The sequence below is a fragment of the Pseudarthrobacter sp. NIBRBAC000502771 genome, from assembly GCF_006517215.1.
Taxonomy (GTDB): domain Bacteria; phylum Actinomycetota; class Actinomycetes; order Actinomycetales; family Micrococcaceae; genus Arthrobacter; species Arthrobacter niigatensis.
This window is the reverse complement of record NZ_CP041187.1, coordinates 1,196,006-1,209,234: the sequence shown is the minus strand read 5'-3', so window position 1 is coordinate 1,209,234 and position 13,229 is coordinate 1,196,006. Positions and strand designations below refer to the sequence as shown.

Sequence of the window (13,229 nt, the reverse complement as noted above, 5' to 3'; positions counted from 1 at the left end):
GTGCACCACCGCAGGAAGGCAGTACTACAAGTTCACAACTTATCGAATAGGGAGCGCTGTGCCAGCAGGCGTCCACGGACTGGCCTTCCCCGCCGCCCGCCGCCCGTGCTGTGTGAAAAGATCAACCATGCGCGCCATGCAACACTCCAGCAAACTCCGGAATGTCCGCTATGAACTTCGCGGCCCCATCCATGAGGCGGCGAAGAACATGGAGGCCGAGGGGCACCGGATCCTCAAGATGAACCTCGGTGACACTGCGCCTTTCGGGCTGGAAGCGCCGGAGTCCGTGGTGGTGGACATGATCCACCACCTGCGCGGCGCCCAGGGGTACAGCGATTCGAAGGGCATCTTCACGGCGCGGACAGCCATTTCGCAGTACTACCAGACCCGGGGCCTCATGAACATCGGGGTCGAGGACATCGTCATCGGCAACGGCGTCAGCGAATTGATCTCCATGTGCCTCCAGGCGTTCATGGAGAACGGCGACGAAATCCTGGTCCCCGCGCCGGACTACCCCCTGTGGACCGCCGCCGTGACCCTGACCGGCGGCAAGGCCGTGCACTACATCTGCGACGAGGCCGAGAACTGGTGGCCGGACCTGGCCGACGTGGAAGCAAAGATCACCAGCCGCACCAAGGGCATTGTGATCATCAATCCGAACAACCCCACCGGCGCCGTCTACCCCCGGCACATCCTCGAACAGTTCGCCGGCCTGGCCCGGAAGCACAACCTGGTCCTGTTCTCCGACGAGATCTACGAGAAAGTGCTCTACGGCGATGCCACGCACATCCACACCGCGGCCGTGGCCGAGGACGTCTGCTGCCTGACCTTCAGTGGCCTGTCCAAGGCCTACAGGATGCCTGGCTACCGTGCCGGCTGGGTGGCCATCACCGGTCCACTGGCCGCCACCGCCGCCTACCGTGAAGCCCTGGAACTGCTGGCGTCGCTGCGCCTGTGCGCCAACGTTCCCGCGCAGCACGCCATCCAGACCTGCCTGGGCGGGTACCAGAGCATCGACGCGCTGGTGAAGCCCGGCGGCCGGCTGCGCGAACAGCGGGACCTGGCCCACAAGCTCCTCACTGCCATTCCCGGCGTGACGTGCGTCCCGGCGTCGGGCGCCATGTACCTGTTCCCGCGCCTGGACCCGGACCTGTACCCGATCGAGAGCGACGAGAAGTTTGTCCTGGACCTGCTCCGGGACCAAAAGATCCTGGTCTCCCACGGGTCGGCCTTCAACTGGCCGGCGCCGGACCACTTCCGCTTCGTCATCCTCCCCTCGGTGTTGGACATCGAGGAAGCCGTCCGGAGGATTTCCACGTTCCTGGCGGCCTACCGCGGCGGGGCGGCAGCCTGAAACCGGGGCGGCGCGAAGAACTAACCGCGCCCTAACCGCTGGGAAACCGGCACGCAACATTCGCGGCCCACACTTGGTATTGCAGGCAAGAGCCCGCACCAGCTCCAGCCAGGAGGCCCCGCGATGTTGAAGAAGGCGACCACGCATGTAACACGAGTCCGCGCCCTGGACCAGCTCCACCGCGGCGACGAAATCGAAGCCCGCCTTTCGGTGGGGCCCTCCTACGACGACGTGGTGATCCGCCGCGGCAGCGTGCAGGAGACAGCTCCCGGCATCGGCGTGGTCTGGATCCTGGACCGCATCAGCGGGGTGCGGAAGGCTATCAATACGGACGAGTGCAGCGTTTGGCGGGTGGCCTAGCCGGTCCGGGAAGACGGCTGCGGGCGTAGTCAGGAAGGACTGTCCGCAACCTGTTCCTGCTGCCGGAGCGCGAGCGAATGCAGCCACTCGATGCTGGCGTCCGTTACCGGATGGGCGGTCCCGAGCGACTCCAGGAACTCCCGCACCCCAACCATCTCCGCCTCCCTCCGGACGGCATGCAGCCGCGTCCCCTCAAGCATCCGCGCCACCAGCGCGTCGCCTGACGGGCCAAGTTCCGCTGCGATCTGGCTGATGATCCAGTCTTTTGCCCCTGCCGCCTCGGCGGCCGTGACCGCCTCCAGGACGGATGCGGCCAGTCCCTTCATGAACACGCTGCGGAGCAGCTTCCGGCCGGCGGCAGCACCGGCTTCGCCGCCTGCGCCGGCCGCCGGGATACCCCATCCGGTGAAGAGTGACAGCAGGGCATCAGCCCCCGTGCCGCTAATCAGCAGGGGCGAATTGATCCGCCCGCGGGGAACGGGCGCCAGGATGGCGACGTCGGCGAAAAGGACTCCGCTCCTGGCGGCCCGTTCCGCCAGTTGCCGCTTTTGGCCCGGTGCCGCGGTGTTCAGGTCCGCGAAGACGGCTTCCGGGTCCATGGCGGCCAGCGCCTCCGCAAGGACGGTTTCCGCCGCGCCGGCACCCACCAGGCTGATCACCAGGCCGGCGCCGGCCACCGCTTCGCTGATTCCAGGGGCCTGCAGCACCCCCGGCGGAACTGCCTGGACCACCGGATCCGTCCCCGTCACCCGCAATCCACGGCCGGCCAGGTCCTCGGCGTAGATGCTCCCGGCTTCTCCCAGGCCCAGGACGGCGACAGCGGGGCCGGCCGTTCCCACCGGCCTATCGGGCACCGGCGGCAGCGGTCCGCCAGCCGCCGTGGTATTCAGTGCGGGCTGTCACCGCGTAGGGGGCGGGGCTGACGACGGCCCGGACACTGATTTGTTCATGCGGTTCCACGGTGGTCTTCCGGGACCCTCCGTCGGGTTCGCCCCAGACAACCCGCACCTCGGTACCGATCTCCACGTTGGGGTCTACCGTGGCCAGCGAGAGGCCGCGGCGTTCGTTGGCCGTCACGCCGGTGAAGAGCGACAGGCCCACCCCCGTCCCGTCGGCGTCGATGACGGAGTCGTAGTTGGAGGACCCGTAGTTGGCGTTGGGGACGTCGAAGAACTGGTAGCCGGGCTTATCCCGGTCCAGGAACGACGCCCAGATGGCAGCCAGGTCCTCGTCGTTCCAGGCGAGGGTGACTTTTTTCCGCTGGGCAGCAGGATCGACCCCCTGGAGGGCGTCGCGGCCAATGAAGTCGTGGTCGAATTTCACGAAGGAGCCGTAGCCCAGTTCCCAGGGCGTGAGGTAGTAGTCCTCGATGTTGCCGGAGACAAACGAGCCGGCGAGCGCGTTGACCGCTTCGTAGCTGGTTGCCGGCAGCCATTCGCGGTAGGCGCGCTCGGCGTCGCTGCTGTAGATTGCCGGCAGCGGCGAGGGGATCCAGCCCGATTCCAGTGTGTTCGAGGAGTAGGCCCGCGACCCGCACGGTTCCAGCCCGAACTCAGCCCCGGCCTCGAGCACGGCATCGCGGATTTTTCCGTGCTGTTCGTAGGGTCCCCAGATTTCAAGCCCCGGCGCTCCCGCCATGCCGTGGCGCAGAGTCCGCACCTGTTCCCCGGCGATGCCCAGGTGGCCCATGTGGAAGAACTTCACCTGCTCCAGGGTTCCGCCGTTGAGTTTCTCGATGATCTGCCAGGCGCTGGGGCCCTGGATCTGGAAGCGGTAGTACTTACGGCTGACCGGCTGTCCGTACGGGCGCGACGGCGACCTGTCGTCGTAGGTGCATTCGACGTCGTACCCGCCGGTTTCGGCGTGGAACTGGAGCCAGTTCGCAGCCGGCGCGCGGCCCACGTAGACAAACTCCTGCTCTTCCAGGTGGAACAGGATGCCGTCGCCGATCACCCCGCCGTTGGAGGCCGTGGGGACGAACTGTTTGGCGGTGTTGACCGGGAAGTTGGCGAAGCTGTTGATGCCGGTGTCCGAGAAGAGCTTCAGGGCATCGGGGCCCTTTACGAAGAAGTTGACCATGTGGTGGGACTGGTCGTAGAGCACCGCGGTTTCGCGCCACGCGCGCTGCTCGCGCCGCCAGTTGGTGAATTCTGCCGGGACCACGGGGTAGATGTAGGTGCCGAGTTGGGAATTGCGCAGCAGTTCGACGGTATTGCCCGCCGCATCGAGCACGTCCTGCAGGGATTTCGGGGCCATGGGCTGTTCTCCTTCGGTTCAGTGGGTGGCGCGGTAGCTCTCGCGTGCGTATTGCACGAAGGGAGCGGGGGCGACGGTGGCTCGGATGGGGACCTGCCGGTGGGGTTCCACCTGCAGTTTGGCGGAGTTGGGCTCTTCGCCCCAGAGCACGGTGACCTCGGCGCCGTCTTCCAGTCCCTCCACCGCCGCCAGGGAAACAAAAGAGTGCTCGTTGGCGATGTAGCCGCAGTCAAAGGACTGGCCCACCGTGACGCCGTGCTGGAGCACCCGGTCCACCTGGAAGAGGGCATAGCGGGCCTTAGGGAGTTCGATGTATTTGGCGGGGAGGCCGGGACGCAGGATGGAACCCATCACGTCCTGGACGTCGTCGGGGTTCCAGACGAGTGTCACCTTGCGGCGGGAGGAGGTGCGGGAGAGCGCTTCCAGCGCCTCCCGCCCCACGAAGTCGTGGTCGAACGCGATGGAGCGGCCGTACCCGAGCTCGTACGGGGTCAGGAAGTAGTCCTCGATGTCCGCTGAATCGAAACTCCCGCCCAGTGAACCGGCCGCTGAAGCCGGAAGCCATTCGCGGTAGCCGCGCAACCGTTCGTCCGTGAAGACCGCCGGCACTGGCGAGGGCACCCAGCCGGACTCAAGGTTCGCCGTCGAATAGCCTTTTGCCCCCACCTGGGTCAGGCCGAACTCCCCGCCGGCCTGAAGCAGCGCGTCCCTGACGCGTCCGCCCTCTGCCCAGGGGCCGAACAGCTCAAAGCCGGGCTGTCCGGCCATGCCGTGCCGGATGGCCCGGACCTGCAGTCCGGCGATGGGGAGGTGCCCCATGTGGAAGAACCCGAGTTGCGGCACCGGGGCGCCGGTGAGTTTTTCGACGATGGCCATGGCGGTGGGCCCCTGGAGCTCGTAGCGGAACAGGCGGGGGTCACCGGGGCGGACGATCGAGTTTCCGTCCCGGGAAACTTCAACGTCGTGGCCTCCGGTTTCGGCGTGGTAGTGCACCCAGTCGATGGCCATCGGGTGGCCCACCAGGTTGAAGGACCGTTCGTCAAGATGTGCCAAAATGGCGTCGCCGATGAGCTGCCCTGAATGGTTCACCGCGATGAACTGCTTGGCACGGTCCACGGGAAAGTTCGCGAAAGAGTTCACCGCGAGCCCGCGCAGCAGCCCCTCCGCGTCCGGCCCGGAGAGGAAGAGATCGGTCATGTGGTGGGACTGGTCCAGGAGGGCGCAGGCCGTACGCCAGGAATTCTGCTCGGAGCGCCAGTTGCTGAACTCCGCCCGCACGGGAAAAACATGGGGGCTGGCCGGGGAATCACGTAGAAGCTGGACCGGTGAAGCGGCCCGGTCCAGCGCTTCCTGCAAAGTCCCTGTCACTGTGAAATGCCTGTCACTGCGAACTCCATCGTTCGGTCCACGGCGGAGGGCAGCCCGGGACGTCCAGTACCAACACGATTGCTAACAAAATTGTATCGGATGTCTTGACCAAAGTTCCAGAGCGTGGTTTTCTGGCACTGTCCGCCGGAAAGGACTGACCATGGGCCGTCCAGGCACCATGCCCGCCGTGGAACGCGAGGGTGCACATGCCGGGTACAGAGGGGATCCCCTGCCTCCTGATGCGGGGCGGGACCTCCAAGGGTGCGTTGTTTTTGGCCTCGGACCTGCCTGCCGACCCCGCAGAACGCGACGACCTGCTGTTGCGGATCATGGGCTCGCCTGATCCCCGCCAGGTGGACGGACTGGGTGGGGCGCACCCCTTGACCAGCAAGGTTGCCGTCATCTCGCCGTCTCCGGACGCCGGCGCGGACGTGGACTACCTGTTCCTCCAGGTCGCCGTGGACACCGCACTGGTCAGCAGCCGGCAGAACTGCGGGAACATCCTTGCGGCCGTCGGGCCCTTCGCCGTGGAGCGGGGCCTGGTGCAGCCGGCCGACGGCCAGACCGAGGTGCGCATCCGGATGCTGAACACGGGCAGCATGGCCACGGCGCGGTTTCCCACCCCCGGCGGGGTGGTGGATTACGACGGCGGCCCGGCGGCAGGCGGGGCGGTGGCCATCGACGGGGTTCCAGGTACGGCGGCAGCCATCCGGCTCAATTTCGAAGGCACCGCGGGATCTTCGACCGGTGCCCTGTTTCCCACAGGCCACCTCATGGACCGCGCGGACCGGGTGGACCTCACATGCGTTGACAACGGAATGCCCACCGTCCTGATGCGCGCCGCCGACCTGGGCGTCGCCGGGGACGAGGCCCCCGCAGACCTTGAGGCCAATGCAGGCCTGGCACAACGGCTGGCCGGGCTCCGCCTCGCCGCGGCGGACCTGATGGGCATGGGCGATGTCAGCGCTGCCACCGTGCCCAAGCTGGTGCTGCTGGCGCCGCCGCGGGAGGGGGGTGCCATCGCCACCCGCAGCTTCCTTCCCGTCCGGGTCCACACCTCCATCGGCGTGCTGGGAGCACTCACCGTGGCGGCCGGAGTACTGGCCGAAGGATCGGTGGGCCACGACCTGGGCGTCCTTCCTTCACCGGGACAACCCTTCCGGGTGGAACACCCCAGCGGGCACTTCGACGTCGAGGTTTCCATCGAGGCCACCCCGGACGGCTACACCGTGACCCGCTCAACCGCCCTCAGGACGGCACGGAAGATTTTCGAAGGACGCGTCTTCCCGCGCCCCTGACGCCTGCACGACGACCCCCTTTAGAGAGGACAGCTTCATGACCGGGTATACCTCGTTCGACGTCGCCCACCTGGGAAACGTGGAACTGCTGACCCCCGTCTTCGAGGAAAGCCTGTGGTTCTTCCGCGACCTGCTCGCCATGCGCGTCGTGGCGGAGACCAGCAGCGCCGGCACGAAGTCCGCCTACCTTCGCACCTGGGACGAATACCAGCTCTACACCGTCAAACTCACCGCCTCGGCCGATGCCGGCGTCGGGCGAACCACCTTCCGGGCCACCAGCCGGGAGGCACTGGAGCGCCGGGTCGCCGCCATCGAAGCCACCGGCCTGGGCATCGGCTGGGAAGACGGTGAAGTGGGAACCGGGCCCACCTATTCCTTCCGGGACCCCGACGGGCACCTCTTGGGCATCTATTACGAAACCGAACGTTACGTGGCCACGGACGACAAACCCGCCCTGAAGAACCAGGCCTCGGCCTTCCCCGGCCGGGGAGTCAACGCCCGGCGGCTGGACCACATCAATTTCCTGGCCAAGGACGTGGTGGCCAACGGGGAGTTCGTAGCCCAGGCGCTGTGCGGGCGGGAGAGTGAGCGCATCCGGCTCGACGACGGCGGATACGCCGCCTGGTGGTTCCACTTCAACAACAAGTCCTACGACATCGTGTATTCCGACGACTGGCTCAAGCACGGCAACCGGCTCCACCACGTGGCGTTCGCCCCCGATACCCGCGAGGACATTCTGAAGGCCGCGGACATCTTCCTTGAAAACGGCATCCACATCGAGTCCGGACCGCACAAGCACGCCATCAACCAGACGTTCTTCCTGTATGTCTGGGAGCCCGGCGGCAACCGGATCGAACTGGCCAACGCCGGCGCCCGCCTGCTGCTGGACCCGGACTCGCCCGTGGTCGAGTGGAGCCAGGAGGAACGCCGCAAAGGGCAGGCCTGGGGCATGAAAACCATCGAGACGTTCCATACGCACGGAACGCCGAACGTCAGCCAGTGAGAAAATTAAAGGATCCCGGCAGTACCGCACAGAGAGGTGCATCATCATGACCAACACAGTGGACACGTCCGCCCCGGTGACCACCGGCCTCTTCATCGGAGGCACCGAGCGCCAGGCCGCCGCCACCATGGAGATTGCCGATCCCGGCAAGCCCGGCACAGTGGTGGGCCACGCCGCGGCCGCCGGGCCGTCCGACGTCCAGGATGCCATCGCCGCGGCAAAGGCGGCCTACCCCGGATGGGCTGCCCTGGGGGCTCAGGAGCGAGCGGACCGGATGCGGCAGGCGCTGGAAGGCATTGCGGACTTCCGCGATGAGGATGCCGCCATCCTTTCGCAGGAAAACGGCAAGATCCGGATGGAAGCCTGGGTGGACTCGCTGGTGTTCGAGATCAGGTGGAACCTCGCGCTGGAACTGGCTCCCGACGTCGACACCGCCAAGACGCTGCCGCCCGCGCCCGGCATTCCCGTCTCCACGTCTGTCACCTTCCAGCCCCTGGGCGTGGTGACGGTCATCGTGCCCTTCAACTGGCCCATTGCCATCCTCGCGGCCTCGCTGCCGCACGCACTGCTGGCAGGGAACACGGCAATCGTTAAGCCGCCGCCCACCGCGCCGCTGGCAACCACGCGCGTGGTCCAGCGGATTGCCGAAAAGCTTCCGCCAGGGGTGCTGAACGTGGTGACCGGCAAGGACGCGGACATGGCCGAACTCATCACCAGCCCGGACATTGCCAAGGTCTGCTTCACGGGAAGCGTGGGCGGCGGCAAGCGCATCATGGAAATGGCCGCGAAGTCCCTCACCCGCGTGACGCTTGAACTCGGCGGGAACGACGCCGCCGTCATCCTCCAGGACGCGGTCCTTGACGACACCCACCTGGACCGGCTCTATGCGGCCATCTTCGACACCACCGGCCAGATCTGCATGAACGCAAAGCGGGTCTACGTGCACCGTTCGCGCCTGGACGAGGTGGTGGACGGGCTCTCGCAGCGGCTTGGAAAGGCGGTCATCGGCTACGGGCTCGACGACGGGACCACCATGGGTCCGCTGCACTCCCCCGTGCAGAAAGCCTTCGTGGCCGAACTCATCGAGGAGGCCAAGGAAGCGGGCGCCGATGTCAGGGAGTTCGGCACCCTTCCCTCGGACCCTGAACTGCACGGCGGGAACTTCCTGCGCCCGGCACTGGTCATCGATCCGGACCCCTCGCTGCGGGTTGTCACCCAGGAACAGTTCGGGCCCGTGATCCCCCTGATCCCGTTCGACACGGAGGACGAGGCGGTGGAGGCGGCGAACGCCACCTGGGCGGGCCTGTGCGGTTCGGTGTGGACCGCCGACCCGGCAGCGGCCGACCGCGTGGGCGGCAGGCTGGTCTGCGGCTACGTCTGGGTGAACGACCACGGCGCAACCCGCCTGGACCTGCGCGCCCCTTTCGGCGGCATGAAGCAGTCCGGCATGGGCCGGGAACAGGGCATCGAAGGGGTCCGGGCCTTCCAGGACACCCGCGCCATCGCCCATCTCGAACCGGGCGCAGCCGAAGGGTAGGGCCTGCGGACGGCCGGCAGGCAAGAAGGGATCAGCAATCCCGGAATAGCTATCGACATTACCTATGCTCATAGGTAATCTTGGAGGCGGGTGCACCGCTGCACCCGCCGAAAGGATGACCTGATGGCGACTCGAACCATGCCCGCCCCCAACCGGGCAGCATCCCTGGAACTCATCAAGAACTTCTCGCTGGAGATGACCGGCAAGGACATTCCTGCCCTCATCGAGGCAAAGGACGGCATTCCGCCGGGCACCCGCATCAATGTCACCTTCCTCGGCAACGAGGACCTGGAGATGCGGGTGGCCGCTGCCAAGGCCGCCCGGGACCTGGGGTTCATCCCGGTGCCGCACGTTTCGGCGCGCCGGCTGAATTCGAAGGGCGACTTTGAGGAGTTCCTTGGGCGGCTCCAGGAGGTGGGCGCCGCCGAGCATCTTTTCGTGGTGGGCGGCGACCCCGCAGAACCGGAGGGTCCGTACGGGGACTCCCTGGCACTGGTCAACACCGGGCTCCTGCAGCAGTACGGGGTCCGGGAGGTGGGAATCGGCGGGTATCCGGAAGGCCATCCGGACATCCGCAAGGAAGATCTCTGGCGTTCCCTGGAGGACAAGTCCGCAGCCCTCGCCGCGCAGGGGCTTAAGGCCTCCATCATCACGCAGTTCGCCTTCGACACGGCGCCGGTTGCCGCGTGGATCGACGAGGTCCGGGCCAGGGGCATCCAGGCTCCCATCCGCGTAGGCACGCCAGGCCCGGCCGGAGTCAAGCGGCTCCTCGGTTTCGCTCGGCGCTTCGGCGTGGGAGCCAACGCCATGATCGTGAAGAAATACGGCTTCTCGCTGACCAACCTGATGGGGGACGCCGGCCCGGACCGGTTCGTCAACGATCTGGCCGCCGTACTGGCCGACCACGCACCGCGGCAGGACCACCACCTTCCGGCGCAGGTAGGGCTTCACTTCTACACTTTTGGCGGCCTGCTGGCCACGGCCAACTGGGTCCGGCACTTCACCGAAGAGGGCTAGGGCGGCAAGCCATGGTCCTGCACACCGAATCCCGCAAGGACCAGTCCTGCCTGATCGTCCACGGGCCGGACCAGCCGGGCATCGTGGCTGCCGTAGCCGCCTTGGTGACCCGCAACAGGGGAAACATCGTGTCCCTGGACCAATACTCCAGTGATCCTTCGTCGGGTGATTTCTTCCAGCGGGTGGTCTTCAACCGGCCGGACCTGTCCGCCGCCATGCCCGGGATCGAGGCCGACCTCGCCCGGACGCTCACGCCCCTGGGGCTGACCTGGACGCTGACCGACCGCTCCATCCCCAAACGCATGGCCATCCTGGTCTCCACCTCAGACCACTGCCTGCTCGAACTCCTGTGGCGGCACCGGAGGGGCGAACTGCCGGTGACCATCCCCATGGTGATCTCAAACCACACCAACACGGCGGAGGACGTGCGGTCCTTTGGTGTCGCGTTCTTCCACGTCCCTTCCGCCGGTCCGGACAAGGGCGCGGCCGAAGCCCAGATCCTGAAGCTGCTGGAAGGGAACGTGGACTTCGTGGTGCTGGCCCGGTACATGCAGATCCTGTCCCCCGGATTCCTGGACGCGGTTGCCGTACCGCTGATCAACATCCACCATTCCTTCCTGCCCGCGTTCGTGGGCGCCGCCCCCTACCGCAAGGCGAAGGACCGGGGCGTCAAGCTGATTGGCGCCACCTCGCACTACGTGACCAAGGACCTGGACGAGGGGCCCATCATCGAACAGGATGTGGCCCGCGTGACGCACGCCCACTCGGCGCAGGACCTGCAGGCGCGGGGCGCCTACGTGGAACGCGCGGTGCTCTCCCGCGCCGTCCAGTGGCATGCCGAAGACCGGGTCATCCGGCACGGCAACCAGACCATCGTCTTCTGAGACCCACCAACAATCCGATACAGAACAAGAGGTTCAACGTGGCACCGAAAAACCTGCAGGAAGTCCTCGACGCGTCGAAAGGGGCCGTGGATCTCCTCCGCAACTCCCAGATCGGCTCCTACATCTACCCGGTGGTGCCGGCCGACTTCCAGAACTGGATCAAGGAGCAGACCGCGTGGCGTCAGACGGCTGTGCTGTACGACCAGTCCCACCACATGGACAACCTGTTCCTGAAGGGGCCGGACGCCATCAAGCTGATCACGGCGACCGCCATCAACTCCACCGCCACCTTCCCGGTGAACAAAGCCAAGCAGTACGTGCCCACCACAGAGTCCGGGCACGTGATAGGCGACGGCATCCTCTTCCACGAGGCGGACGATGAGTACGTGTACGTGGGCCGCTCCCCGGCGGCCAACTGGCTGCTCTACCACGGCGAAACGGGCGGTTACCGGGACCTGGACATCACCGTGGACCGGCGCTCCCCGTCGCGGCCGTACGGCCACCCGGTGACCCGCCAGTACTACCGCTTCCAGATCCAGGGACCCAACGCCTGGCAGGTGATCGAAAAACTCAACGGCGGAGCCCTGGAGCAGCTCAAGTTCTTCAACATGTCCACCATGACCATTGCCGGCACCACGGTCCGCACGCTGCGCCACGGCATGGCCGGCGCGCCGGGACTGGAGGTGTGGGGACCGTACGAGGACCACGACCGCATCCGCGACGCGATCGTGGACGCCGGAGCCGAGTTCGGACTGGTCCCCGTCGGTTCCCGGGCGTACCCGTCCAACACCCTCGAATCGGGCTGGATCCCCTCTCCCCTTCCCGCCATCTACACCGGCGAAGCAGAGCGCGGCTACCGTGAATGGCTGCCGGCAGATGGCTACGAAGCAACCGGGACCCTGGCAGGATCCTTTGTGTCCGGGAACATCGAGGACTACTACCTGACCCCGTGGGAGCTGGGCTACGGCTCGTTCGTGAAGTTCGACCACGACTTCATCGGCCGGGACGCGCTCCAGAAAATCGACCCCGCCACCCAGCGCAGGAAAGTCACCCTGGCCTGGGACGCCGAAGATGTCACCTCCATCTTCGCGTCGCTGTTCGATGTGGACGGACCCAGCTACAAGTTCTTCGACCTGCCCCTGGCAAACTACGGCTCTGCCAACTATGACTCCGTGGTGGACGCCGACGGAACCGTGGTGGGCTACTCGATGTTCACCGGCTACAGCGCCAACGAACGCCGCGCCCTCTCGCTTGCAACGATTGATCCCAACGTTCCCGAAGGCACGGAACTGAAGGTGGTATGGGGTGAGCCCAACGGCGGCACTGCCAAGGCCGCCGTCGAACCCCATGTGCAGACCGAGGTGCGTGCGGTGGTCAGCCCCGTGCCCTACTCCACCGTGGCCCGCGCCACTTACCACGGCGGGTGGCGGACGAACTACCAGTCGGCCTAGGCTGGGGACCCCGGAGTGCGGGGGCGCGTGCGCCCCCGCACCTTCCTTGAGCCCTTGGAGGAGTACCGCATGAGCCTTCGGTACGCGCTGCTTGCGCTGCTGCGCGTGGGCCCGCTGTCAGGCTATGAACTGCAAAAGCAGTTCTCCATGTCGGTAGGCCACGTGTGGCACGCCCCCGACTCGCAGATCTACCCTGAGCTGCGCAAGATGGAGGCGGAAAACCTCATCGAAGGTGAGGAGCAGCCCCGGGGCCAGCGCGCCACGCGGCGGCTGTACCACGTGACTGATACCGGAAACCAGGCCTTCCTTGACTGGATGCAGACGCCCCTGGAGTACGCCCGGGTCCGCGACCCCGCCCACCTGCGGGCCGCCTACCTGGAAGCAGCGTCACCGGAGGCCGCGCGGGCGTTCTTCCGCCGGCATATGGACCAGTGGGAGTCCGAACTCGCCCAGTGGGAGGGTGAACTCCAGCGCATCGACCAGGTGGACAACCCAATGCTGGTGCGCCGCCTGGCCGTGACGGATCCGGCCGACCGTGAGCGGACCATCGCCTTTAAGCGGTTTACCTACGAGGGCCTGGTGGACCGGGCCCATGTGGAGATCGCGTGGGCCCGGCGCGGGCTGGAACTGGTGGACACCCTTGAGTCCGGGGACGGCGCCCGGCCGGAGCCGAGCGCCGCCCGCGCCTAGCGGATACCGCC

The 13,229-nt window shown here is 66.6% G+C and carries 12 protein-coding genes; 9 read left to right on the top strand and 3 right to left on the bottom strand.

The annotated features are described in order from the left end of the window. The first annotated feature begins 127 nt into the window (after positions 1 to 127). Positions 128 to 1,354 (top strand): pyridoxal phosphate-dependent aminotransferase, encoded by a 1,227-nt coding sequence (locus NIBR502771_RS05745; protein ID WP_141158888.1) that lies wholly within the window; start codon positions 128 to 130, stop codon positions 1,352 to 1,354. Positions 1,355 to 1,477: 123 nt separating this feature from the next. Further along, positions 1,478 to 1,714, top strand: a complete 237-nt coding sequence (locus tag NIBR502771_RS05740) for a hypothetical protein (RefSeq protein ID WP_141158887.1) — start codon at positions 1,478 to 1,480, stop codon at positions 1,712 to 1,714. A 29-nt stretch (positions 1,715 to 1,743) separates the two neighbouring features. On the opposite strand, the gene NIBR502771_RS05735 is transcribed toward NIBR502771_RS05740, so the two are convergent. From NIBR502771_RS05735 to NIBR502771_RS05725, 3 genes are read right to left on the bottom strand one after another with little or no spacing between them, the layout of a single operon-like run. Further along, positions 1,744 to 2,553, bottom strand: a complete 810-nt coding sequence (locus NIBR502771_RS05735) for an NAD(P)-binding domain-containing protein (RefSeq protein ID WP_141158886.1) — start codon at positions 2,551 to 2,553, stop codon at positions 1,744 to 1,746. A 4-nt stretch (positions 2,554 to 2,557) separates the two neighbouring features. Beyond that, positions 2,558 to 3,970 (bottom strand): aminomethyl transferase family protein, encoded by a 1,413-nt coding sequence (locus tag NIBR502771_RS05730; protein ID WP_141158885.1) that lies wholly within the window; start codon positions 3,968 to 3,970, stop codon positions 2,558 to 2,560. A gap of 18 nt (positions 3,971 to 3,988) precedes the next feature. Continuing rightward, positions 3,989 to 5,338 carry an aminomethyltransferase family protein gene (locus NIBR502771_RS05725; RefSeq protein WP_141158884.1) on the bottom strand — a complete coding sequence of 450 codons (1,350 nt, stop codon included), beginning with the start codon at positions 5,336 to 5,338 and terminating at the stop codon, positions 3,989 to 3,991. Positions 5,339 to 5,544: 206 nt separating this feature from the next. Here NIBR502771_RS05725 and NIBR502771_RS05720 point away from each other — a divergent pair, with 206 nt between their 5' ends. The 7 genes from NIBR502771_RS05720 to NIBR502771_RS05690 all read left to right on the top strand — a co-directional run bounded on the left by NIBR502771_RS05720 (position 5,545) and on the right by NIBR502771_RS05690 (position 13,218). Next, entirely contained in the window at positions 5,545 to 6,636 is a 1,092-nt protein-coding gene (locus NIBR502771_RS05720; protein ID WP_141158883.1) for a 4-oxalomesaconate tautomerase, read from the top strand. 37 nt (positions 6,637 to 6,673) lie between these two features. After that, on the top strand, positions 6,674 to 7,639 hold the full coding sequence (locus tag NIBR502771_RS05715; protein WP_141158882.1) for a VOC family protein: 966 nt from the start codon (positions 6,674 to 6,676) through the stop codon (positions 7,637 to 7,639). 46 nt (positions 7,640 to 7,685) lie between these two features. After that, on the top strand, positions 7,686 to 9,176 hold the full coding sequence (locus NIBR502771_RS05710) for an aldehyde dehydrogenase family protein (RefSeq protein ID WP_141158881.1): 1,491 nt from the start codon (positions 7,686 to 7,688) through the stop codon (positions 9,174 to 9,176). A 123-nt stretch (positions 9,177 to 9,299) separates the two neighbouring features. Beyond that, positions 9,300 to 10,193 (top strand): methylenetetrahydrofolate reductase, encoded by an 894-nt coding sequence (locus NIBR502771_RS05705; protein ID WP_246839824.1) that lies wholly within the window; start codon positions 9,300 to 9,302, stop codon positions 10,191 to 10,193. Between the two features lie 11 nt (positions 10,194 to 10,204). Continuing rightward, positions 10,205 to 11,077, top strand: coding sequence for a formyltetrahydrofolate deformylase (gene purU, locus NIBR502771_RS05700; RefSeq protein WP_141158880.1), 873 nt, complete (start codon positions 10,205 to 10,207; stop codon positions 11,075 to 11,077). A 38-nt stretch (positions 11,078 to 11,115) separates the two neighbouring features. Beyond that, positions 11,116 to 12,528, top strand: a complete 1,413-nt coding sequence (locus NIBR502771_RS05695; RefSeq protein ID WP_141158879.1) for an aminomethyltransferase family protein — start codon at positions 11,116 to 11,118, stop codon at positions 12,526 to 12,528. A 69-nt stretch (positions 12,529 to 12,597) separates the two neighbouring features. Further along, positions 12,598 to 13,218, top strand: coding sequence for a PadR family transcriptional regulator (locus tag NIBR502771_RS05690; protein ID WP_141158878.1), 621 nt, complete (start codon positions 12,598 to 12,600; stop codon positions 13,216 to 13,218). Positions 13,219 to 13,229 lie beyond the last annotated feature (11 nt).